Source organism: Limosilactobacillus ingluviei DSM 15946, from assembly GCF_001435775.1.
Lineage (GTDB): Bacteria > Bacillota > Bacilli > Lactobacillales > Lactobacillaceae > Limosilactobacillus > Limosilactobacillus ingluviei.
The window spans coordinates 40,100-62,578 of the sequence record NZ_AZFK01000016.1; the positions used below are offsets into that span (position 1 = coordinate 40,100).

24 protein-coding genes are annotated in these 22,479 nt (G+C 50.6%); 17 read left to right on the plus strand and 7 right to left on the minus strand.

The genetic code is table 11. From position 1 onward, the window contains the following. Nucleotides 1–47: 47 nt before the first annotated feature. Complete coding sequence (locus FC43_RS02615; RefSeq protein ID WP_019206275.1) at nt 48–1,625, minus strand: Nramp family divalent metal transporter; 1,578 nt, start codon at nt 1,623–1,625, stop codon at nt 48–50. A 400-nt stretch (nt 1,626–2,025) separates the two neighbouring features. Between FC43_RS02615 and FC43_RS02620 the strand changes: the two genes are divergently transcribed. From FC43_RS02620 to FC43_RS02645, 6 genes are all read left to right on the plus strand, one after another. Beyond that, nucleotides 2,026–3,036 (plus strand): zinc-dependent alcohol dehydrogenase family protein, encoded by a 1,011-nt coding sequence (locus FC43_RS02620; RefSeq protein WP_056953859.1) that lies wholly within the window; start codon nt 2,026–2,028, stop codon nt 3,034–3,036. Nucleotides 3,037–3,253: 217 nt separating this feature from the next. Next, nucleotides 3,254–3,796 (plus strand): TetR/AcrR family transcriptional regulator, encoded by a 543-nt coding sequence (locus FC43_RS02625; RefSeq protein WP_056953861.1) that lies wholly within the window; start codon nt 3,254–3,256, stop codon nt 3,794–3,796. Next, nucleotides 3,780–4,832, plus strand: coding sequence for an ABC transporter permease (locus FC43_RS02630; RefSeq protein ID WP_056953863.1), 1,053 nt, complete (start codon nt 3,780–3,782; stop codon nt 4,830–4,832). The genes FC43_RS02625 and FC43_RS02630 overlap by 17 nt, the downstream gene beginning before the upstream one ends. A 21-nt stretch (nt 4,833–4,853) precedes the next feature. Further along, complete coding sequence (locus FC43_RS02635; RefSeq protein ID WP_056953865.1) at nt 4,854–5,525, plus strand: ABC transporter ATP-binding protein; 672 nt, start codon at nt 4,854–4,856, stop codon at nt 5,523–5,525. A 96-nt stretch (nt 5,526–5,621) separates the two neighbouring features. Continuing rightward, complete coding sequence (locus FC43_RS02640) at nt 5,622–7,595, plus strand: ABC transporter ATP-binding protein/permease (RefSeq protein ID WP_056953867.1); 1,974 nt, start codon at nt 5,622–5,624, stop codon at nt 7,593–7,595. Between the two features lie 93 nt (nt 7,596–7,688). Beyond that, the gene (locus FC43_RS02645) at nt 7,689–8,147 is read left to right on the plus strand and encodes an arginine repressor (protein ID WP_056953868.1); all 459 of its coding nucleotides are present in this window, start codon (nt 7,689–7,691) and stop codon (nt 8,145–8,147) included. Between the two features lie 55 nt (nt 8,148–8,202). On the opposite strand, the gene FC43_RS02650 is transcribed toward FC43_RS02645, so the two are convergent. Then, on the minus strand, nt 8,203–8,505 hold the full coding sequence (locus tag FC43_RS02650; RefSeq protein ID WP_019206282.1) for an ArsR/SmtB family transcription factor: 303 nt from the start codon (nt 8,503–8,505) through the stop codon (nt 8,203–8,205). Between the two features lie 83 nt (nt 8,506–8,588). Further along, a complete protein-coding gene (locus tag FC43_RS02655; protein WP_056953871.1) occupies nt 8,589–10,562 on the minus strand; it encodes a LysM peptidoglycan-binding domain-containing protein in 1,974 nt (657 codons plus the stop codon). Nucleotides 10,563–10,959: 397 nt separating this feature from the next. Between FC43_RS02655 and FC43_RS02660 the strand changes: the two genes are divergently transcribed. Then, on the plus strand, nt 10,960–11,910 hold the full coding sequence (locus tag FC43_RS02660) for a LacI family DNA-binding transcriptional regulator (protein ID WP_056953873.1): 951 nt from the start codon (nt 10,960–10,962) through the stop codon (nt 11,908–11,910). A gap of 52 nt (nt 11,911–11,962) precedes the next feature. On the opposite strand, the gene FC43_RS02665 is transcribed toward FC43_RS02660, so the two are convergent. After that, the gene (locus tag FC43_RS02665) at nt 11,963–12,151 is read right to left on the minus strand and encodes an LBP_cg2779 family protein (protein ID WP_019206285.1); all 189 of its coding nucleotides are present in this window, start codon (nt 12,149–12,151) and stop codon (nt 11,963–11,965) included. Between the two features lie 153 nt (nt 12,152–12,304). On the opposite strand from FC43_RS02665, the gene FC43_RS02670 reads away from it, so the two are divergent. Both FC43_RS02670 and efp read left to right on the plus strand, forming a co-directional pair. After that, nucleotides 12,305–12,925 (plus strand): LVIS_2131 family protein, encoded by a 621-nt coding sequence (locus FC43_RS02670; RefSeq protein WP_056953874.1) that lies wholly within the window; start codon nt 12,305–12,307, stop codon nt 12,923–12,925. A 126-nt stretch (nt 12,926–13,051) separates the two neighbouring features. Beyond that, nucleotides 13,052–13,609 (plus strand): elongation factor P, encoded by a 558-nt coding sequence (gene efp, locus FC43_RS02675; protein ID WP_019206287.1) that lies wholly within the window; start codon nt 13,052–13,054, stop codon nt 13,607–13,609. A 56-nt stretch (nt 13,610–13,665) separates the two neighbouring features. Here the strand turns inward: efp and FC43_RS02680 are convergent, their stop codons facing one another. Continuing rightward, the gene (locus tag FC43_RS02680) at nt 13,666–14,301 is read right to left on the minus strand and encodes an NAD(P)H-hydrate epimerase (RefSeq protein WP_155818327.1); all 636 of its coding nucleotides are present in this window, start codon (nt 14,299–14,301) and stop codon (nt 13,666–13,668) included. 134 nt (nt 14,302–14,435) lie between these two features. Between FC43_RS02680 and FC43_RS02685 the strand changes: the two genes are divergently transcribed. From FC43_RS02685 to FC43_RS02705, 6 genes are all read left to right on the plus strand, one after another. Continuing rightward, a complete protein-coding gene (locus FC43_RS02685) occupies nt 14,436–14,762 on the plus strand; it encodes a DUF7671 family protein (protein WP_056953876.1) in 327 nt (108 codons plus the stop codon). After that, nucleotides 14,759–15,442 carry an NAD(P)H-dependent oxidoreductase gene (locus tag FC43_RS02690; RefSeq protein ID WP_056953878.1) on the plus strand — a complete coding sequence of 228 codons (684 nt, stop codon included), beginning with the start codon at nt 14,759–14,761 and terminating at the stop codon, nt 15,440–15,442. Before FC43_RS02685 ends, FC43_RS02690 begins: the two co-directional genes overlap by 4 nt. Then, complete coding sequence (locus tag FC43_RS11225; protein ID WP_164478918.1) at nt 15,442–15,615, plus strand: hypothetical protein; 174 nt, start codon at nt 15,442–15,444, stop codon at nt 15,613–15,615. Before FC43_RS02690 ends, FC43_RS11225 begins: the two co-directional genes overlap by 1 nt. Before the next feature lie 162 nt (nt 15,616–15,777). After that, entirely contained in the window at nt 15,778–17,088 is a 1,311-nt protein-coding gene (locus FC43_RS02695; protein ID WP_056953880.1) for an NCS2 family permease, read from the plus strand. Between the two features lie 122 nt (nt 17,089–17,210). Further along, complete coding sequence (locus tag FC43_RS02700) at nt 17,211–19,106, plus strand: M13 family metallopeptidase (RefSeq protein ID WP_056953882.1); 1,896 nt, start codon at nt 17,211–17,213, stop codon at nt 19,104–19,106. A gap of 5 nt (nt 19,107–19,111) precedes the next feature. Further along, nucleotides 19,112–19,633, plus strand: a complete 522-nt coding sequence (locus FC43_RS02705) for an O-acetyl-ADP-ribose deacetylase (protein WP_019206294.1) — start codon at nt 19,112–19,114, stop codon at nt 19,631–19,633. A 69-nt stretch (nt 19,634–19,702) separates the two neighbouring features. Here the strand turns inward: FC43_RS02705 and pnuC are convergent, their stop codons facing one another. Beyond that, nucleotides 19,703–20,455: a nicotinamide riboside transporter PnuC gene (gene pnuC, locus FC43_RS02710; protein ID WP_056953884.1), complete on the minus strand. Its 753-nt coding sequence runs from the start codon at nt 20,453–20,455 to the stop codon at nt 19,703–19,705. 210 nt (nt 20,456–20,665) lie between these two features. After that, nucleotides 20,666–21,163 (minus strand): transcription elongation factor GreA, encoded by a 498-nt coding sequence (gene greA / locus FC43_RS02715; RefSeq protein ID WP_056953886.1) that lies wholly within the window; start codon nt 21,161–21,163, stop codon nt 20,666–20,668. 84 nt (nt 21,164–21,247) lie between these two features. On the opposite strand from greA, the gene FC43_RS02720 reads away from it, so the two are divergent. Together FC43_RS02720 and FC43_RS02725 are read left to right on the plus strand one after the other, a co-directional pair. Further along, nucleotides 21,248–21,571, plus strand: a complete 324-nt coding sequence (locus FC43_RS02720) for a hypothetical protein (RefSeq protein WP_019206297.1) — start codon at nt 21,248–21,250, stop codon at nt 21,569–21,571. Nucleotides 21,572–21,669: 98 nt separating this feature from the next. Further along, complete coding sequence (locus FC43_RS02725; RefSeq protein WP_056953888.1) at nt 21,670–22,467, plus strand: transporter substrate-binding domain-containing protein; 798 nt, start codon at nt 21,670–21,672, stop codon at nt 22,465–22,467. Nucleotides 22,468–22,479 lie beyond the last annotated feature (12 nt).

The following is a 22,479-nucleotide window of genomic DNA, read 5'->3' on the forward strand; positions in this document are numbered from 1 at the left end:
CGACCGAGTTTTCCCCGATCGTTGTCATATTATTATTTCCTGGGAAATTATTCCGCCGTTGCCACGGTTTCCCACGGGTGGGCATGATGTTCGGCCGCAAAGCGCTTATTACCCTTGTGTAATTCATAAATTGTCCAAGCCAACAATGCCAAGATCGCGATAATTGTAAGCCAAGCTAAAACATCTGCAGTTCCTTTGCTCCAAATGCCAAAGCCTTCATACGTGGCTGGCATATTCAAGAGATTTAAGAACGTCAGAACAATTACCGATAACCACCCTAACACTTTGGTCCAAGTAGCATTCTTAAATTGCCCCATTTCAACCTCACTGTTGGTCATCATCAATAATGGCAGCATTGAGAAAGGTAAGGCAAAGGCCAAGAAGACTTGAGAATTTTCCATCAACATGTTGATAGCTTGGTGTTGTTGTAAGTCACTTTCACCAGCGGTCATGGAAACACAGATTAAAACTGGTACAACAGAAATTAACCGGGTAATCAAGCGCCGGGCCCATAATGGCATCCGCATGTGCACAAAGCCTTCCATGATAACTTGCCCAGTTAAGGTCCCAGTAATTGTTGAGTTTTGACCAGAAGCCAATAAGGCAACGGCAAATAAGGTGGATAAAATACCAGATTTTGCCACTGCAATCAACACACCATTACTCAGCATTGAAGTGTTATTTAATGCTTCATACAATCCAAAGAATGAGGTATCTTGGACAGCCCCAGACTTGAAGACGGCAACCCCCATGATTAACAAGAGGGCGTTGACAAAGAAGGCCGCTGTTAATTGAATGTTGGAATCCCATGCGGAGAAGCGAACCGTTTGCTTGATGTCTTCAGCTTTAGTGTGGTCGAGTTTGCGCGTTTGGGAAATTGCGGAGTGAAGATAGAGGTTGTGCGGCATAACGGTTGCCCCAATAATCCCTAATGAGCCACTAAGTGGAGAAATCCCCATTTTTTCAGGTCCTTGTGCAACTGCGGCAGTAGAAGGCACTAAGCCAACTAGCGCTGCGCCCCAATCCGGATCAGAAAGCAGGACTTGATAAACGAAGACAAAAAGAATGACTAAAATTAAACAAACCACAATTGCTTCAATTTTGCGGAAGCCCACTTTGGTTAAGAGCAACAGTAGTAAAACGTCTAAGACCGTAATAAAGACGGCAATTACTAATGGAATATGGAATAAAAGATACAAGGCAATCGCTGCCCCAATAACTTCGGCAATGTCGGTGGCCATAATTGCCAGCTCAGTCATAATCCAAAGGACAATTCCTAACGCCTTCCCGGTCCGCGCCCGAATGGCCTGAGCTAAGTCCATTTGGCTGACGATCCCAAGTTTGGCTGCCATGTATTGAAGCAACATCGCGATCAAACTTGAAATCAGGATGGTCGTCATTAAAGTGTATTGAAATGCTTGCCCCCCGGTAATCGAAGTTGCCCAGTTACCAGGATCCATATACCCAACGGCAACTAAAGCGCCGGGGCCAGAATAAGCAAAGAGAGTTTTCCAGAAACCCTTGCCATGGGGCACTTCAACGGAGCCGTTGATTTCTTCGAGTGATTTCCCGTTTGCGTATTCAATTAATTTGTGCTTGCGGGGTTGGTTTTGTGTGCTGTCCACGCCAAATCCACCTTTCTGTCATATGCTTTCGACGGTTCTCAATTTGAGATTCACCGATTGAGAACACCTTTGTTAGGTTAGCATAAAAAATAATATCCCGCAATAAAAAATGCCGCATTTTCGGCGTTTTCACGGACATTTATGCCGAAATATCCTAAGCCAAGCTCGAAATCGGTTTCAACTTGCGGCTGAAGTAAAGAAAATAAAAAGTTTGACTACTCACAAAGCAAAAGAAAAAACTTGGGGAAATTTACCAATCGACGAAAAGGTTGTTAAATCAAATGTTTTCAGAAAAATTACGGGGCGCAAGTTTATGACAAGCGGTTGACATAAATGAGTCAAACGACTATACTTACAATCGTCAAATGATATTTTTCACAAGAGAGAAGGAGCAAAAGTTATGAAGGCACTTGTATTACAAGGAATTAAGGATTTAGCAGTGCAAGATTACGAAATCCCAAGCATTAAGCCAGATGAAGTGCTGGTGCACACGGCCTTTGCCGGGATTTGCGGGACTGACAAGGCCCTTTATGCCGGGTTGCCAGGTTCTGCTTCAGCGGTGCCACCGATTGTTTTGGGGCACGAAAACTCTGGGGTAGTGGCCAAAGTTGGGGCGGCCGTGACGAACGTTAAGGTCGGCGACCGGGTAACGGTTGACCCGAACATCTACTGTGGCCAATGCCAATACTGCCGGACCCAACGTCCCGAATTGTGCGAACACCTGGATGCGGTGGGGGTAACGCGTGACGGGGGCTTTGCCGAATACTTTACCGCCCCAGCCAAGGTGGTTTACCCAATTCCAGATAACGTTTCCCTCAAGGCCGCGGCGGTCATCGAACCAATTTCATGTGCGATGCACGGGGTGGACTTATTAGAAACTCACCCATACCAAACGGCTCTGGTAATCGGGGACGGTTTTGAAGGGCAACTCTTTGCTCAAATCCTGAAAGCCCGGGGGATTCATGAAGTAACCCTGGCGGGCCGGTCGGACGAAAAGCTGGCCAACAACCGGAAGCACTTTGGCGTTAAGACGATCAACACCACCAAGGAAGAAATTCCAGCGGATCACTTTGACGTGGTTGTCGAAGCCGTTGGTTTGCCAGCCACCCAAGAACAAGCCCTGGCCGCCGCTGCCCGGGGGGCCCAAGTGCTGATGTTTGGGGTCGGAAACCCGGACGACAAGTTTAGCGTCAACACTTACGATGTTTTCCAAAAGCAACTGACGATCCAAGGGGCCTTTATTAACCCTTACACCTTTGAAGATTCAATTGCCCTGTTGGCAGCCGGGAAGGTTGACCCGCTGCCACTGTTCTCCCACGAATTGGATCTGAACGGGGTGGAAGACTTTGTCGCCGGGAAGTTAGGGAAAGTTTCCAAGGCGATCGTAAAGGTTGGTGGCGAAGAAGCCTAATTTATTTACCAATGCTTCGCCTTCGCGTGGCCGCCGCTCCAACGGCCAGGCGAACTTAATCTGTGTAAAATCTAACCCCATTAATTTGTCCCGCCCTAGTGCGGGATTAAGTTCCCGGCCGGACCGGGAACTTTTTTTACACTCTTGTTGACACGGTGTCACTCGAGGGGTAAAGTTAAGTCGTTGACACGATGTCACTAAGAACGGAGGAACCAGAATGCCAAGTCAAACCTTTTTAAATTTGAAGCCCGAAAAGCAAGCCCGGATTTATGCCGCCCTCCTGACGGAATTTAGTGCCTATCCCTTAGCCAAGGCTCAAGTTGCGCGGATTGTCAAGGAAGCCCAGATTGCCCGGGGTGCCTTTTATAAGTACTTTGCCGATTTGAACGATGCTTACCAGACCCTCTGGCGGCGCTCGCTTCACCAGATCCACTCCCAAGAAGAGTTAGCGGGGCAATTGGCGCAAACCCCAGCGGATTATACCAATCAGGTGCGCCAGTTTTTGACCACCGGAGCCCAGCAAGGGTTGCGAGAGTTGTTGCGGCTGCATTATTCCACGAATGAAGCTTACTTGGGGCTAGCGGCAGTGCCAACGATGGGCCCACGTTTTAATGCGCAAACTTGGGCGGTTATGACCCTGACCCACCAAGCAATGAAGGAATGTTTGATGGAGCCCGACCGGGAGGATGCGATTTTAACCCGGTTAGAGCAAGCCTTGACGGCGTTGATGGGAGGGCAGTCCCATGTTTCTGGCGATTAAAGAGATCAAACACGCTAAAGTTCACTATGGCTTGATTATCGCGATGGTGACCTTGATTGGGTACTTGATTTTTATGCTGCTCGGCCTCATGTTAGGCTTGGCAAATGAAAATACCGCGGCAATTGATGCGTGGTCGACCAAGACGGTGATCTTAAGTAAGGGCGCGAATGTCAATCTCAATCAATCGCTGATTAAAACGGCGGATTTGCCCCCGTTAAAAGCTGGTGACAGTTTGGTCGGCCAAAGTCCAGTCGTGATCAGCCGCCAAACGGGCGCGACTCACAAACAAAGCGCCCAGTTAATTGGTCTGCGCGCCGACCAGCCGATTTACCAACATTTGGAACTAGTCAGTGGTCACCGGCCCCAAAAACCTCGGCAGGTCGTTTTGGCGGCGAACCTGCGGACCAAGGGCTACCGCTTAGGCGATCGCATTAAGCTGGCGGGGCAGAAGCAGAGTTTAACGGTAGTTGGCTTTGCCAAAGATGGGATGCTAAACATGACCCCGATCGTCTACGGGAACTTGCAATTATGGCAAGCCGTTAAAGGGGGCCCGCAATTTGCGGCCAGTGCGATTTTTTCCCAACGCACCTTTCAATTGGATACCACTGCTTTAAAGGCCTACCCGCGGGCGACGTACGTTAATAAATTGCCGGGGTACACGGCCCAAAACAAAACTTTTGCGGCGATGATTGGTTTCTTAATGATCATTTCGATGATCATCATCGGGGTCTTTTTGTACATTTTAACGATGCAAAAGCTGCCGAACTATGCGGTTTTGCGGGCTCAAGGGATTCCCGGGCGGACACTAACGGTGGCGACGGTCAGCCAGGCGGCGGTGCTCATGGTCAGCGGGGGGCTCTTAAGCCTGCTTTTGACCCGCTTGACCATGCTGGGCTTGCCGGCCAGCATGCCGTTCCAATTGTCATGGCCACTGGCGGCGGGGTTGACGGGGGCGTTGGTCCTGTTGGGGACGGTCGGCGCGTTAATTCCCGTGAAGCTGATCCAACGGGTCCAACCTTTAGATGCACTGCGCTAGGCTCACCAGGAGGATACAAATATGAATTTGATTGAATTAAAGCAGGTCAGTAAGGTTTACGGGCACGGTGTCAGTCAGGTGCAAGCGTTAAAGGAAGTTAACTTTGCGGCGGCCCCGGGGGAATTAAATTTGGTGATTGGTCCGTCGGGGTCAGGTAAAAGCACCTTTTTAACGATTGCGGGGGGCTTGCAAACCCCGACGAGCGGGCAGGTGTTGATTAACGGTCAAGATCCAGCTCAATTAACGGCTCAACAGCGGGATCATTTGCGTTTGACCCGGCTGGGCTTTATCCTGCAGGCGTATAATCTCTTACCGTATTTAACGGTTCACCAGCAATTTGAACTGGTCGACCGGGTGAAAAAAGATCATTTAACGCCGGCGGCTCTGCAAACCTTACTGACCGAGTTAGGCATTGACCAACTGCAAGCCAAGTATCCGGACCAATTGTCAGGGGGCCAAAACCAACGGGTGGCCATTGCCCGGGCGCTTTATGCCAACCCGGCGATTGTGCTGGCGGATGAACCAACGGCAGCCTTAGACAGTCAGCGGGTCCAAGGGGTCGGACAATTGTTTAAGACTTTGGCCGTCAAGCACCACAAGGCGGTGGTGCTTGTGACCCACGATCAGCGCTTGTTGGCCTTTGCGGACCATTGTTACCAAATCGAAGATGGTCAAATGACGCAATTATCATAACGGTACGGGGATTTCCCGGGAAATAACTGGCTTGGCCAGGTGAAATTCGGTATCATAAAAAGCAAAGTATTGCTGTAGTTGGAAAGGGGATATCACATGGCTTTTTTAGAACTGGCTGCAATCCGGAAATCCTATTATTTAGGTAAAGAAGAATTCCCGGTCTTAAAGGGGATTGATCTGCGCTTTGAGCGCGGAGAATTTGTCTCGATCCTCGGTGAATCCGGGGGCGGGAAGACGACGTTGATGAATATTATTGGGGGCTTGGATCGTAAGTTTAGCGGGACGGTGACGGTTGAAGGCACCCCCTTAGACCATACCAAGGAAAAACAAATGGACGAGTACCGCCGGGCGACGGTTGGCTACATTTACCAGTCCTATAACCTGGTTCCCCATTTGACGGTGTTGGATAATGTGTTGGTCGCTTTAGAGATGACGACCCTCGCGGCTGCGGAACGGAAGGAACGGGCTTTAAAACTATTAGCTGAAGTCGGGTTGGCGGACCACGCCAAAAAACACCCCCGGCAATTATCGGGCGGGCAAAAGCAGCGGGTGGCGATTGCTCGGGCCTTGGCGGCTGATCCGCAAATCATCATTGCCGACGAACCAACGGGGGCACTGGATGCGCAGAATACCAAGGAAGTCCTGGCCATTTTGGACCAAATTGCCCAAAGTGGTAAATTGGTGATTGCCGTTACCCACTCCCAAGCGGTCGCTGATTACGGGACCCGGGTCGTTCGGTTGGCGGATGGCCAGATTGAAGCCGATGAACGCTTGCGGCCGGCCTACCCCACCCAAGCGGCGCCACAGTTGAAGGCGCGTCCGTTGCCGGCTTTAGCTAGTTACCGGACGGCCTTTAAACACTTAATGTATAATTTTTGGCGCAATTCTTTGATTATGCTCGGTGTTGGGATTGGGCTGTTTGCGGTAATTTTATTTGCCGGTTTGGGGAACGGCGTTAACGGGTACTTACAAAATCAGATTAATCAGGTTGCCAATCCCCAGGTAATTTCCGTCTTAAAGAATCCAACGGGGAAAAAGATGTCGATGGAACGGCTGCAAATGGCGGTACAAAACATGGGCGCCAACCTGAAGGACGCCACGATCAGTGAGCATGATCAAGCCCGGATCAAAAAGCTGGCGGGGGTCCAAAAAGTGGAAGCCAACTACATTTTGCCGACCTACCGGTTAACGAACCAAGCCAAGCAACAAAGCGGGGCGATGATGCAGACGTGGTCGTTGAGTGATAAAAAGAATCTCTTGAAGGCCGGCCACGTTCCAGGCAAACAAGAAGTGGTCTTAAAAAAGCAAGATGCAATCGAGCTCTTTGGTGAGCATGCCAACAAGGCCTTGATCGGCAAGCAGGTCACGTTGGAATTCCAATGGGTGGATTCAAATAACCAGCCGGTGGTCATCAAGGTGCCGCTTAAAGTAGCCGGGATTACGGAGGGCACCAGCAGTGCCACGTTGGTGAATGCGCAGACGATTAAGGCGGCCTTACAGGCGCAAAATGCGCTCACCGCCCCGAATATGCTGGCGGTTAAGGTCCACCACTTGGACCAAGTGGAAGCCGTCGCCACGAAAATCAATCGCTTAACCACGGATAACAAACGGGTAGTCGGCGCCATTACGATTGGGTCGGCCCTTAAGCGGGTGAACACTTACGTGAAGTTAGCGGCGAACCTCTTAGCTGCTATTGCAGGGATTTCCTTGCTGGTATCAGCCCTGATGATTATTGTTACGATGTACATGTCAGTTTCGGAACGGACCAAAGAAATCGGGATTCTCCGGGCCTTGGGGGAACGCAAAAAGGACATTCGGCGGCTGTTTACGGCTGAATCGCTGTTAATTGGGCTGTTTGGGGCGCTGTTTGCCCTAGTCTTAGCTCTGTGCGCCGCGACGGGCATCAACCACGCGGTTGCCCACCTGATTAAATATCAGATTGTGCAAATCCAAGTCGGCAACGTGGTGTTTGCCTTTTTAGCGGCGATTGTGATCTCCTTTTTGGCCGCCGTCCTGCCGGCCCGGCGTGCGGCCAAACTTAATCCGATTGACGCCTTAGCCGAAGATTAGAAAGGGATAAAAATTCACCAAAAATCCCCCTGTAAACGGCTTGACTGAATGTTAATTATGATAAGATTGAGGTTGCTAAAAGGGGTGTTGAAAATGGGAAATAAGGAACGACGAAAGTTAATTAAAAATTTGATTGCGGCCGAAAAAATCAGCACGCAAGATGAACTATTAAAGCGGCTCAAAGCGGCGGGGGTGGAAGCAACCCAAGCGACCATTTCACGCGATCTGCATGCGCTCAACGTCGCCAAAGTCAGCGATGGCAATGGCCGTTCTTATTACGCACAATTAGAAGTTGCGGCCCCCAAGATCGATCAGCGCTTGTATGATGCGATTGAAAATACGGTCGAGTCGATTACGATGGTTCAGTTTATGAACGTGATTAAAACGACGCCGAATTCCAATTATGCCACGATTCTGGCGGGCTTGTTTGATGACAGTCAAATGACTGAAATTACGGGGACCTTGGCTGGAAATGACACTTTAATCACGATCAGCAAGTCACCAGAAGAAGCGCAAGTCATCAATCAATTAGTCTTAGATCACATGAACTAACAAAAAGCCTGGTTTACCTCACTGCGAAGTAAACCAGGCTTTTTCGATTAGGTGGTTAGCGACCGAGGTTGCGATCCTCAATCGCATCGGCAATTAAGGCCATAATTTGCGGGCTGGTTAATTGGTAGACCATATTTTTTCCCCGCCGGCTGGCCGTGACCAGCTTTTTTTGTTTCAACAATTGCAATTGGTGGGAGACCGCCGACTGTTCCCAATCCAAGGCTTGGCTGATTTCTGAAACGGTCATCCGGTTTTGCATCAGTAAGTAGAGCAATTGCAATCGCTTGGGGTGGCCAAGAATTTTAAAGAGCGAACTGACCCGTTCGAGCTCATCTTGCCGTAATGATTGATAGTTCATCGCCAGTCGTCCCTTCTTAATTGGAAAAGACAGCCGCTGTATTTGACAGCTGCTGTCTTAAGGTTGTCCGTCTCAGCTCAATGCTAGAAAGCTAATTTTTGTCCGACGTAGATGGTGTAAGGCTGGCTGATGTGATTGGTTTGTGCTAAGTGTTGCCAGTTGACCCCGACTTTTTGGGCAATTTCATAGAGCGTATCCCCCGCGGTCACGGTGTATGCCCCCCGTTTCGCTGTCGTGGTTGTGACTGACGTGGTCCGGGTAGGAGCCGTAAACTTTAAGGTTTGCCCAACGTAGATTTCGTTGGGATTGCTGATCCCATTTGCTTGGGCCAGGGCTTCGTAACTGGTACCGTGAGCGGCGGCAATAGCTGATAAGGTATCGCCCGCCTTAACGGTGTAAGTCCCTTGGTTAGTTGAAGCGGCCGGGGTCGAGGTTGTCGTTTGGGTAGAGGTATTGGTGGTAGCTTGCAACTTTAAAGTTTGGCCAACGTAGATTTCGTTAGGGTTGCTCAAGTGGTTGAGGCTCGCCAAGTTTTGGTAAGAAGTTCCATGGTTGGCGGCGATTTGACTTAAGGTGTCCCCCGCTTTAACGGTGTAAGTAGCTGTCGGGGCAGGTTTAGCCGGCGTAGCAGTGGTTGATTGACTTGCCGAGGTGGCTTGCTTAATCGTCAGGACTTGGCCGACGTAAATCAGGTTGGGGTTGGCCAACTTATTTAATTGCACCAATTGGTTGACGCTCGTTTGATGGTTGGCAGCAATTTGACCCAAGGTGTCCCCCGCTTTAACGGTGTACGTTGCAGCCGTGGTCGTGCTGGTGGCTGGGGTAGTGGTTTGCGGTTGGCTTGGGGTCGCAGCTTGTTGGACCAAAAGCCGTTGACCGACGTAAATCAGGTTCGGGTTGGCCAAGTTGTTCAAACGAGCCAAGGTATTCACGGTCGTTTGGTAGTTATTGGCAATCCCAGATAAGGTGTCGCCTGCTTTAACCGTGTAGTAACTGGTGCCCCCCGTTGACGTGCTGGTGCCATTGCCAGTGTCACTAGTGTTGTAAGCATCGTTATTGGCGGCCCCGTTGCCCTTGTTGTTAACGGCGGTTGCCCCCGACAGCGCAATTGAATCTAAGCGGTCCAACCCGTACGTTTGGACCAGGTTAATCAAGGCGCTGGCGTAGTTTGGATCGGTCGCGTACCCGTCCGCCCGTAACTTGTTGGCCACGCTGACGTAGCTGGTGTCCCCCAACAGATTGTGGTAACGACTGTTTTGGTTTAAGAACGCCCCGTGGTCTTCAACGGATTGATCGTTGTTAGCGTAAGCTCGGAAATTGTCATAGATGTAGACACTTTGGCCATTGTAGACTTCCCGGGTTTGGAGCCGAATCGAGTTCCCGTTGTAGCTCCCCTTGATCCCAAAGAGGTTGTGGGCGGCTGTTGACAGGTATGACGATCCCCAACCACTTTCCAAAATGGCTTGGGCAACCGTCACCGACGGGAGAACTTGGTAGGTATGCCAACCGTTGATTGCCCCTTGAGCCACACTTTGGATAAAGGCTTGGCTCTTTGCATTGTTGGAGAAGGTAATGGTGCTTAAATCCACGTTGTTTGTCGTCGCAGCGGCTTTGTACATGGCAACACTGGCCTGGCTGGCTTCAACGGGGGCGGAAGCAGCGCTGGTGGCAGCTTGGGACGTGGCACTAGCTGCACTTTCATTGGCGCTTTGGGGGGCTTGACTGGCCGCTTCACTGGCACTGGTTAAAGTGACCTGATCAGCCGTGGCTGCCACTTGCGCTAATGAAGCTTCACTGGTAGCCGCCGCACTGTTGCTGTCAGCGGCACTGTCATTGCCTGTTGCGCTGGTGGTTTGATCCGCCGTGCTGGTGGCATCACTGCCGTTTGCGTTCGTAGTTTGTGCTTGGTCCGGCGCAGCTGCTTGATCATCGGCGTGGGCCACCGCCCCGCTGGCCGTCAACAGCGTTAACGCACAGACGCTGGCAAAGACCCATTTTTTCCCATTTTTGTACATTTTGTAGTGTAGGTTGTTTAACTCGTAATTATTTTTCTGCATAAGTTTAGTCCCCTCTTGATATTCCCAGTTTTTGTGTGAATAGCTTTAATTTCAAACGTTGTGGTGATCCCCAAAATTTAAGAAAATCATAAGGATGCTAACACCTTCAAACTAGCATGATTCCGGGTTCAGGTCAACGAATTTTACCAGCCTTTTTTGCGATCTTAGGCACGGTGAGGTAAAGTGCTTAATAAGTTTCGAAAAAAGCGGCAAATTCGCCAATTTTGTCAATTTGTGGTTGGTGATTAAAGCGGAAGCAAACGGACGCAGGAAGGCAAACAGCACTGGTAATGGGCCGACGGGATTGGTATACTGATGATTGATTGGAAATGATAACGCCACCATGCGTTGGTTAAGTGATTTCCCCAATAATTTTTGGTGAGTGGAGTTTGAAAAAATGGTAGCGAAGTTAAAAGACGTAGCCAAGTTGGCGGGGGTGTCGGTCACGACTGTCTCCCGGGTAATTAACAACTATGGTTCGCTAAGCAAAAAGACAATTTATAAGGTGCACCAGGCGATGCAAGAGCTGAATTATCAGCCCAATGCTTTGGCCCGGGCGATGCAAGGAAAGCCGTCCAACTTTATTGGCCTCATCTTTCCTAATTTGACCAACCCCTTTTACGCGGAATTGGTCAATGAATTAGAGTCCCGGCTGTTTGCTAAAGGATACAAAACAATCATTGCCTCAGCCGCAGAAAATGAACAAATTGAGCACGAATACTTGGGGATGCTGATGGCTAACCAAGTTGATGGGATTATTTCCGGTTCGCATAATTTGGGGATTGAAGAATATAAGCAGGTGGGGGCCCCGATTGTTTCTTTTGACCGGTATTTGGCAGAAGGGATTCCGATTGTCACGTCAGATAGCTACAGTGGTGGGCGCTTGGCGGCCGATTATTTGGTGAACTGGGGTTGCCAAAACTTAGCGGTCTTAATTGATGAAGACACCTCTTCGTCACCGACCATCAACCGGGTCCAAGGGGTGGTTGATTACATGAATGAGCATGACTTTGAATACACCCCCCTGGATGTCAATGAAATTCAGGTCGAAGAAGTTTTCCCGGGTGATTTTGACGGGGTCTTGGCACCGGATGATGAATTTGCTTTGCAGATTCGCAGCTTAGCCGAGCGAGCGGGGAAAGTCTTTGGAAAGGACTTTATTGTTACCGGCTACAACGGCTCACACCTGGTTCAAAAAATTGCCCCCGATTTGCCAACGGTAGTCCGACCCGTTGACAGCTTAGCAGATGAATTGATTGATACCTTATTAAAACGGATTGCCGACCCCACCAAGCCTTTGCCATCAAAGGAATTACCGGTCCGGCTGGCTAATCCGTTGCCAAATTAAAAAGCACAGGGGCCGCAGCGGCGTTCCCTGTGCTTTTGGTTTTTGAGCGGGCTTAACGTTGGGAGTCCATGAACTTGCGCAATAATCCGGCTTCTTCTTCGGTGGCTTGGCTGGCTTGGGACTTGATATCGTGGACCCGTTCAACTGACAGTTGGCTGCCAAAGGCAACTTGATTGTCAATCAGATCAAATTCCTTTTCAAAATTAATGATTTCCATTGACAGGTTGTTTGATTCGTCCATTATAAGGCCTCCTGGAAATTTCCGTAAAAGTGATAACTTTTATCATTTTACCCCATTGATCTCGGATTGGCCAATCTTAAATTCAGGGTAAGTGTGGTACAATGCTAACATAACGGCAGAATGCTGACTCTGGTAAAAGGATGGAGACAAATAATGACATGGAATTGGTTAGGCTGGTTGCTTTGGCTTGGGGCCTTGGTATACCTGTGTTGGGTCATTCACTATATTCGGGTGCACCAATTGATGCTGATTGCCAAGACCGGGAATCGCTTAGATAAAATGTTGATGGCCAAATACGTGGGCTTTTTATTGGTAGCCTTTTGCTGGGTTGGCGGGATGTATTATTTAACGTTTGCCCGGTCCGTTGATTACCGGGATCAAGCGGCAGTTAAAGTCACGACCCAGTATGCGCCGTTGCAATTAAGCAGTGCGGGGGGCGATTATTACTACGTGCTGGGGAATAAGAGTGCTGGTGGCAAACACCAGGTGGCTTCGTATACGTACGCCACGGCTACCCGCAAAAATACGGTCAGTGCCCGCTATGCGACGGTGGTCACAACGGATGAACTAATTCCGGCGGAGGCCCGGGATTATCCGTGGCAAGCTGCCCGGTTGCAAAAAGAAGACCGGAATACCACCCATGCCTTTGTTGCCACGATGGATGTTACTTACCGGAATACGGTTTTAAACGGTTTGGGCTTGCGTGTGAACCGGCCCGCCGGTCAGTACACACTGTTGCGAATTCCCGCACCGGGGTTGTTGAAAGAACAATAACTCTGGTCAGGAACGGATTGCATGATATAATTGTAAAGAATGCCCTGGTTGGGATAAAGCAGCCAGGAACTGAGCATAATTAACGTCGGCTCGTCAGCTTGGGGAGCCTAATGAGGAGGAAATACAATGATTCAAACGATTGATTTGAAGAAGGGCATGGTTTTTGAACGCGACGGTAAGTTATTACGGGTCTTAGCCATTAACCACCACAAGCCAGGGAAGGGGAACACCCTGATGCAAATGGATATTCAAGACTTGCGTTCTGGTTCCATTGTGCACACGACGATGCGGCCATCCGAAAAGGTGGAACAAGTCAACGTTGACAAGCGCAATGCCCAATACCTCTACGATGAAGGGACCACGTCAGTTTTCATGGACTTGGAAACGTACGAACAATACGAAATTGACCAAGCCCAAATCAAGGAAGAAAAGAAGTACTTGGTTGAAAACATGGAAGTCTTAATGGAATTCGTGGGCAGCGAATTAGTTGGGATTGAATTGCCAGCGACGGTTACCCTGGAAGTGGTTGACACGCAACCAGAAATCAAGGGGGCCACGATTGATGGTGGGGGCAAGCCAGCCACGCTGAACACTGGGTTGGTGGTGAACGTGCCATCCTTCATCAAGAATGGGGACCAAATCGTGGTTAACACGGCTGATGGGGTTTACAAGTCCCGGGCCTAATCGCCACTTAAAGCAAGGAAAAAGGGACGCTACTCAGCGTCCCTTTTTTACTTGCTTTATAGATCATAAATTCCAATGTGATCGGCGACGATGATGTGCCCTGCCTGTGCTTCTCCGGCCGGGGTCGTCAAGCCAACTTTCAGGTAGGCTAAGGTGACGGTGGAGGCGGCCGTAACAGCGGTTCCCATGGCTTCGCCAGTATCGGTGTTCATTCCCGAAGGAAGGTCAATGGCAACGATCGGGGCCGCGGCTTGGTTCATGGCATCGATCAAGTCAGCATAGTGGCCCTCAACTGGGCGATCAATGCCGATCCCCAAGAGGGCATCGACGATGAGGGTGGCTTCGCTTAACACGGCGGGATCGGTCGTGACCGGCAGTTGGTAATATGCACAGGCGTGCTGTTGAACCCGGTTGGCCTCACTGGCTTGGGTTGGCGGCAGAGCGAACAGCAACTTGACGGGGGTCCCGGCTAAGTGGAGCAGGCGGGCAACCGCTAAACCATCGCCCCCGTTATTCCCGTTGCCAACGACCACCACTACTTGGTGGCGTTTTTCCTTTGGCAACGCCAAGATGTGGTCGGCCACGGCCAGGGCCGCCCGTTCCATTAAAACCAGGGCCGGAATCCCGACTTCTTCGATGGTGTGGCGATCAAGGGCTTGCATTTCTTTGGCAGTAACAACTTTGGTCATCAGCTTCATCCCTTCCTAAAGCGGGCGGTGGGGCATTCGCGTGGCGCCCGTCAATCCTAAGTGGTAAGATACCTTTATCTTACCACGGAATGAAGCGCTTGCAGATCGCCAAACGAAATTAAATGAGGTAAATCAAGATGAGCAAAAAGAATCAATATGAGGTACAACGGTTCTATGGGGTGCCCGTGGAAGCTGATGCCAACGGGACGTACCAGTTAAAATTAGATCCCCATGGTGAGTTTAAAGTCCATACTTGGCGGACCGGCAAGCACACCAAGGGGAAATTCACGGGGGTTGGACAATTAATGCTAACGGAAAACAACTTACCGGTGGTGATTTTAAAGGCCGAGCCAATGGCGTTTAAGGATCGCCACACGGAAACGCCTTTGCAACGCTTTTTAACGGTGGCAGTGACCCCAGCGGTTTTAGCGATGGCACAACACGAGTGGGGGGAACCGCAATGAAAACGTTAGTTGTCGTGGGGCACCCGGCCTTGGCGGACTCAAGCACCCAGCCTTTTTTAAAGGCGTTGAGTCAGGATTTAGCGCTTTGGCACCCGTTAGCGGCACCGTTCGACCCCTACAATGAGCGGCAAGCATTATGGCAAGCCGACCGGATTATTCTCCAGTTTCCCTTGTATTGGTATAGCGTCCCGGCGATTATGAAACAGTGGCTGGATGAAATTTTTGATGACGCTTTGCTCGGACCGGATCATACCCGTTTAGCGGGGAAGGAATTAGGGGTAGTCGTGAGCTTGGGCCGGCCTAGGGATGAATTTGGCGCCGGTCAAAAGCAGGGGTTTACGATCGATGAGTATTTGCGGCCCTTGCAAGGCTTGGCTCAAGCTACCGGGATGGGGTGGCTGCCACCGCTAGTGATCAGCCAATTTGCCTATCAAACCGAAGCTCAGCGCCAAGGTCTGGCGGTGGCCTACCAGCAGTATCTAACGCTGCCCCAACCCAGTCGGTTTGCGGATCGCGTACAGTGGTTGGCCACGCGGTTAGACCAGTTGGCCCAGCAAGTGACGGCCCCAAAAGAGCGCCAAAAATTGGCGCAACTGCGCGCGGTGCTGTTGGCTCAACAAGCCGAATTGGATGATTTAACCGCGAACCTGCGCTTGGTACGTGAAACGGAGGAATTTTAATGAATGAGGAATGGGTGAACCAAACGGTAGCGGAATTACAAGCCGCGTTGCCAGCTTATGCGGACCGGGCGCTTTTGGCCCAATTGCAGGTGGTATTAGCTGAGCAACAGCACCGGTTGGATTTGGCCGCCGCCGAATTGGATGGCCGGGCGTGGAGCAAACGGAATTGGTAAAGCCAAACCAAGCCGGCCCACTGGCTGGCGATCCCAACGGATGACCAAAAAGCTGAAGGGCTGCAAGCGAAAAAGTTTCATTTTTCCTTTACAAAGTTAAGCGAATATTATAAGATACTTAACGTGATTTTGTTCGTTAATAATTGGAAAGGGAGAGAAACTGTGACTTGGTTGAACAGCTACTTTCAGTTAGATAAGCTTAATACTACGATTAAGCGGGAAATTTTGGCCGGGATTACGACCTTTATTTCCATGTCGTATATTTTATTTGTAAACCCGAACGTTTTGGGAGCAGCGAAGATGGACACGGGGGCAGTCTTTACAGCGACAGCCTTGGCTAGTGCGTTGGGCTGTTTGTTGATGGGCTTCTTAGCGCGGTACCCGATTGCGACGGCGCCGGCGTTGGGGATTAATGCCTTTTTCTCCTACTCCGTGGTGATTGGCATGGGGGTGGACTGGCAAACTGCCCTGGCTGGGGTCTTTGTTGCGTCGTTAATCTTTTTGCTGATTACGATCTTTAAGTTGCGGGAAATGATCATTAATGCGATTCCCAGCGATTTAAAGTACGCCATTTCCAGTGGGATTGGCCTCTTTATTGCTTTTTTGGGCTTGCACCAAGGGGGCTTGGTCATAGCGAATAAGTCGACGGTCGTTGGCCTGGGTTCTTTTACCACGCCAACGACTTGGTTGACCATCTTTGGTTTATTGGTGACGACGATTTTGATGATCCGGAAGGTACCAGGGGCGATTTTCATTGGAATGTTTTTGACGGCCGGCCTGGGCCTGGTAACCGGGCTGATCAAAATGCCGGCGCGGTTGATTTCGGGTGCGCCAAGCTTAGCCCCAACCTTTGGGGTAGCCGTCAAGCACGTCGGCGAAATTAATACCCCGCAAATGTGGGTTGTGGTCTTAACCTTCTTATTGGTAACCTTTTTTGATACCGCGGGGACATTAGTTGGCTTGGCCCAACAAGCGGGTTTCATGCGCAATAACCAAATGCCCCGGGTCGGGAAGGCCTTGATGTCTGATTCGACGGCGATGTTAGCTGGGTCGATTTTTGGGACTTCGCCCGTGGGGGCCTACGTTGAATCCTCAGCGGGGATTGCCGTTGGGGGGCGTTCAGGATTAACGGCCGTGGTTACAGGGATCTGCTTCTTGGTGGGGACGTTATTCTCACCGTTGCTGACGGTGGTCACCGACCAAGTGACGGCGCCGGCCTTGATTATTGTCGGGGTCTTAATGGCCCAATCACTGAAGTACGTCGATTGGGGTCACTTAGAAGTGGCCGTGCCATCATTTTTGATTGTTTTGGGGATGCCACTGACTTACAGCATTTCTGACGGGATGGCCTTAGGGCTGATCATGTACCCAATTTGTATGATTGCCGCTAAGCGCGGTCGGGAGGTCCACCCGATTATGTACGCCCTGTTCTTTATCTTCATTATTTTTATGTGGGTTTTGACGGTGGGATAACTTGATTGACAAAGGGGACTAGTGAGAGAAGGATCTTTTCTCACCAGTCCTTTTTTGGTATTTTGGGCCGGATTTTTCTATAATAAAAAGAAAAGTGTTTTAGCAGCAAGGAGGAAGTTGAAATGACAATTGATGTAGCAGCCGTCCGGCAAGATTTATATCAAGCCGTCAATGGCGATTGGGTCAAACAAGCGCAAATTCCGGCCGATAAGCCCGCGACCGGCGGCTTTAACGACTTGGTCGATGGGATTGAAAAGCAATTGATGGCCGATTTGGATGCCATGCTGACGACCCCACCAACGGATGCTAAATTACAGCAAGCGGTCCAATTGTATGCGTTGGCGAAAGACTTTACGCGCCGGGAGCAAGAAGGGGTGGCCCCCTTGCAAGCGCGACTGGCCGAGATTGAGGCCCTGGATTCGTATGCAGATGTGCAACCCCACTTGGTAGCGTGGACCTTAAGCGGGGAAGCGCTCCCCGTCGCCTTTGACGTTGACGCGGACATGAAAAATGCCCAGGTCAACGCTTTGTTTGCCGGGGCTCCCGGCTTGATTTTACCGGATAAGACTTACTACGAGTCAACAAATGAACAGGGGCCACAATTGCTGGAGGTTTGGCGGCAAATGACCACCAAGTTGTTGGCGAAGTTGGGCTACTCCTCTGCTGACCAACAGCGGTTGGTAGAGCAAACCATCGCCTTTGATGCGCGAATTGCGCCCCATGTAAAGAGCCGTGAAGAAGCCGCGGACTACAGCAAGATGTACAATCCCCAATCATTGGCGGAATTTGTTGGCCACACTACCCAACTGGATCTGCAAGCATGGATTACTGCTTTGCTTGGTCAAACCCCAACGCAAGTCATTGTGACGGAACCGGAATACTATGCCGCCTTAGACGGGCTGCTGCGGGATCACTTTGCCGAATTTAAAGCTTGGTTGTTGGTGAACCGGGTCTTGGGTGAAGCCAGCTTCCTCACGGATGAATGCCGGATTTTAGCGGGGGAATACGGTCGGGCCCTGTCGGGGAGTCAAGCCCCGATTAGTCAGGCCAAATCGGCCTATTACCTGACGAACGGCTACTTTAGTCAGGTTGTGGGCGGCTACTATGCGCATCGCTATTTTGGGGCGCAAGCGAAGGCCGATGTGGAACACATGGTGCACCAAATGATCGCCGTCTACAAGGCCCGGCTGCAAGCCAACGATTGGTTGAGTCCAGCGACGCGGCAAAAGGCAATTACCAAGTTGGATCACCTTGGGGTGCAAGTGGGCTACCCAGACCAGATTCCCGCCCTGTATGACCGGTTGCAAGTGGATCCGCACCAAACCTTGCTGGCTAATGTCCTGGCGTTGACAAAAGTGCAACGCCAAGACCTGTTTGCCCGTTTCAATCAGCCCGTGGATCGGTTGCGGTGGGAAATGAGCCCGGCGACGGTCAATGCTTACTTCCATCCCTTCAAGAATATCATTGTTTTTCCCGCGGCAGTTTTACAAGCGCCGTTCTACAGTCTGACCCAATCCAGCAGCCAAAATTACGGTGGCATTGGGGCGGTGATTGCCCATGAAATCTCACATGCCTTCGATAATAACGGGGCGTTGTTTGATGAATACGGGAACTTGAGCAATTGGTGGACGGCTGAGGATGCCGCGCACTTCAAGCAACTGGCCCAACGGATGATTGATGAATTTGATGGCTTGCCGTTTGCTGGTCAAACAGTTAACGGGAAACTCACGGTGTCAGAAAACATTGCTGATGCCGGCGGTTTGAGCTGCGCGCTTAGTGCCGCGAAGACCGAAGCTGATTTTGATGCCCAGGCCTTCTTCATTAATTGGGCCCGGGTTTGGCGTACCAAGGCGCGCAAGGAGTATCAACAATTGCTACTGGCAATCGATGTGCATGCGCCGCAAAAATTACGGGCGAACGTTCAAGTGCAAAACCTGGCGGACTTTTACCAGGCGTTTGGGGTCCAACCTGGCGATCCGATGTACCTGGCCCCTGACCAACGCGTAAATATTTGGTGAGCATGATGGGGCGGTTAATTATTAAACAAGGTGATATAACGCTGGAACGAGTTGATACGATTGTGAATGCGGCGAATACAACGCTAATGGGTGGGGGCGGCGTTGATGGGGCGATTCATCGGGCCGCGGGGCCAGCCTTGGACGTGGCCTGTGCCCGCCTGCACGGCTGTCCAACCGGTGAGGCCCGTTTGACCCCAGGGTTTGCGCTGCCCGCCCGGTATATTATTCATACCCCGGGTCCCGTCTGGCAAGGAGGGCAGCACAACGAGGCGCAGTTGTTGGCTAACTCATATCGTAACAGCCTGCGGTTAGCAGTGGCCCATGGTTGTCAAACGGTGGCGTTTCCTTCGATCAGCACGGGAGTTTATGCCTATCCGGTGGCTAAAGCCGCCCAAGTGGCCATTGCGACCATTAAGACGGCATTAGCCCAGTGGCCCCAACTGCGGGAGGTCCGGCTGGTGTGCTTTGATGAGCAGACGTATCACGCTTACCAACGGGCGGCGCAAGTAGCGCTAGGTAACAATTGATGATCAAACCAGAGTGGGGAGCGAAAATGCCATTTTCGCTCCCCACTCTAGTGTTTCACATGAAACATGTTAAATTTTCACGCCCATCGCTTGGGCATAGGCGACTTCCTGGGCGCTGACGCGTTGGCGTTCTTGTTCGTTGTACCAAGGTGAAATGGTAAAGGCCAGCAGGTCGTTAAGGACGTAAATCGAACTGTTGATGGCCATGGCCAGGGTGGCCGAACCCTGGCGGAAGGAAATGAACCAAAGGACCAATTGTGCGATCCCCGAAGCCAGCCACCAGAAGTACTGATTATTGTACCGCAAGAAGCAGATAACCCCGGCGGAGAGGCTGATGGAAAAACTGATGGCATCAATCCATGGCCGGGGATCATCAGTCCACCGGGCAAGCAGGGTGCCGGAAAGCACGTAGACAGCCGCCGTAGCGACTAAGGCAACGCACCAACTCCGCCAAGTAAAGCGGCGGATCTTAGCGGCTAAGTTGAGATTCCAATTGCTGGACAGTAAAACTGGAATATCTAAGGTGATTACGTAGGCCAGCTGCTCAAAAATACTCAGATAGTTCTTGGCATGGAAGCCAGCAATGGCAAAACAAAGAGCTGATAAAAGGCCTAACCAACCGTTAACGGATTTGGTGGCATTAATAGCGAGCACGCATAGCACCCCTAAATTAGTTCCGATAAAAGTAATCAAAGTGAGCCAGGTAAGCGGTGCATTAACGAGTGTCATGAGTTGACAGCCCAAGCTAAAAAAGAACAGGTAGTAGTTTTGTTGGGGCCACCCTTGTAACTGATGGCGTAAAAAATGCCAGTAATTCTTCATGATGATAATTCCTCTCTTAAACCCAAGATCTGGTGGTCAGCGCGCTATTTTGTGGTTAAAGACCACAAGATCTAGGAAAATACAACGAGAATTAGTATAGCATCTTCAACGCGAAAGACAAGCAGTTAATTAGACGCCAATCAGGTGATGTGTCTATTAGATTCGGGGAGCCAGCCCAATGAAACCCGTTCCGGTTTGTGCAAGAAAAAATTAATCAGCCCCGAACCCCGCCGCGGCAGTTGATCGGACGTTAAGGATTTTAACCTGGTAGGTGCCGGCGGGGGCCGTGACGATGACGACTTCGCCCGCTTGGTGGTGACTGAGCGCTTGACCGAGGGGCGAGTCAAAGGCTAGTTTTTGCTGGTGTAAATCGGCTTCTTGGCGGCCCACCAATTGGTAAGTGACTTGAGAATGATCATCCAAAAATTCGAGGGTCACCCAATTGCCCAGGTCAATTGCCCCGTCGGTGCGCGGGGTGACGATTTGGGCGTATTTCAGCTGTTTGTCGAGGTACCGCAAGCGGCTGTCTAAATGTCGCAAATCCCGTTTGGCACTGCTGTATTCCGTATTTTCCGACAGGTCCCCCAGGGCGCGGGCGGCTTTGAGGCGCGCGACCAGGGTCGGCCGCTTGGCTTTCAGGGTAGCAATCTGTTCTTCCAAGGCGGCATAGCCAGCCGGGGTCATTTTTTGAAAGTAAATTTTGGTCATCAGTAAGGTTCCTTTCGTGCTTTTTGTTGCCATTATGGTAAGATTAGCAACGGAAAACAAGTTCAAAGAAGGGGATTTTTAGCGATGAGTATTGAAATTCCAGAAAACATGGAAGAAGTCGCGATGAAGATCGCGCGGGCGCAAGTACGCGGGGAACATTTAACCCAACGGATGGTAATTGAAACGGCGGTCACGGAAATTTTGCAGTCCTTTATGGATGAAGCTTTGGAAGGTCATTATGATGACGTTAAATTAGAAGGCTCCGCCTTAGTCGTATATGACTTTATGGGCCAAGAAGAAGGTCGCGTGACGCCGGAAGTCGACTGGGTCAGTGACTTTCAGGCCGATGCCGATGCCGTGATTGACAAACTCTTAGCGGCCGTGGGCCAAATTGTGCGGGGCCGGTAAGGACTTTTCCGGGGTTTTGTCTTGACGGGGCCCAGGGAGTTCGGTAAACTACTTATTGTTTGTAAGTATGTTGGCAAAACAGTAAGGAGGATTTACCAATGAAAAAGTTGATGAAACGCTTGGGACTCGCTGCGGCAGGGATTTTAATGGTCTATGGTTTGGCAGCGTGTGGTAAGCAAGCCAGTTCGACTCAACCGCAGTTGGTAAGCAAAGGGACCTTGACCGTGGGGTTGGAAGGAACCTATGCCCCTTACTCTTACCGCCAAAACGGTAAGCTGACTGGGTTTGAAGTTGAACTCGCCCAACAATTGGCGAAGAAGATGGGCTACAAGGTTAAGTTTGTGCCAACCAAGTGGGACTCTTTGATTGCCGGGGTTGGGGCCAAGAAGTTTGATTTGGCCATCAACGATATTGCGATGACCCCGGAACGGAAGAAGGCTTACCGCTTCTCGGATCCATACATTTACTCGAAGTCAGCCTTGATTATGAAAAAGGATGACCAAGCAATTAAGCAAGTTGGCGACATTAAGGGCCAAAAGATTGCGGCGGCAACGGGAACGGCCAACGCGGATAATGTGAAAAAATTTGGTGGTCAAAACGTCTCTTCGACCGACTTTGCCACGGCGATGAGCCTGGTGCGGGAAGGACGGGTGGCCGCAGCCATGAATTCGAAGGAAGCCTTTTTGTACTACCAAAAGTCAACCGGCGCTTCGGATTTGAAGTACCAAGAAATTCCAACCAGCAAGATTAAGGAACAACCAATTGGAATCTTAATGGGCAAGAATAATGCGGGGCTGCAAAAGAAGGTTAACAAGGCCTTGGCAGAATTACGCAAGGATGGGACGTTGACCCGTTTGTCCGAGAAGTACTTTGATGGTGACATTACCAAGCCGTAGTCAAAGACCAGG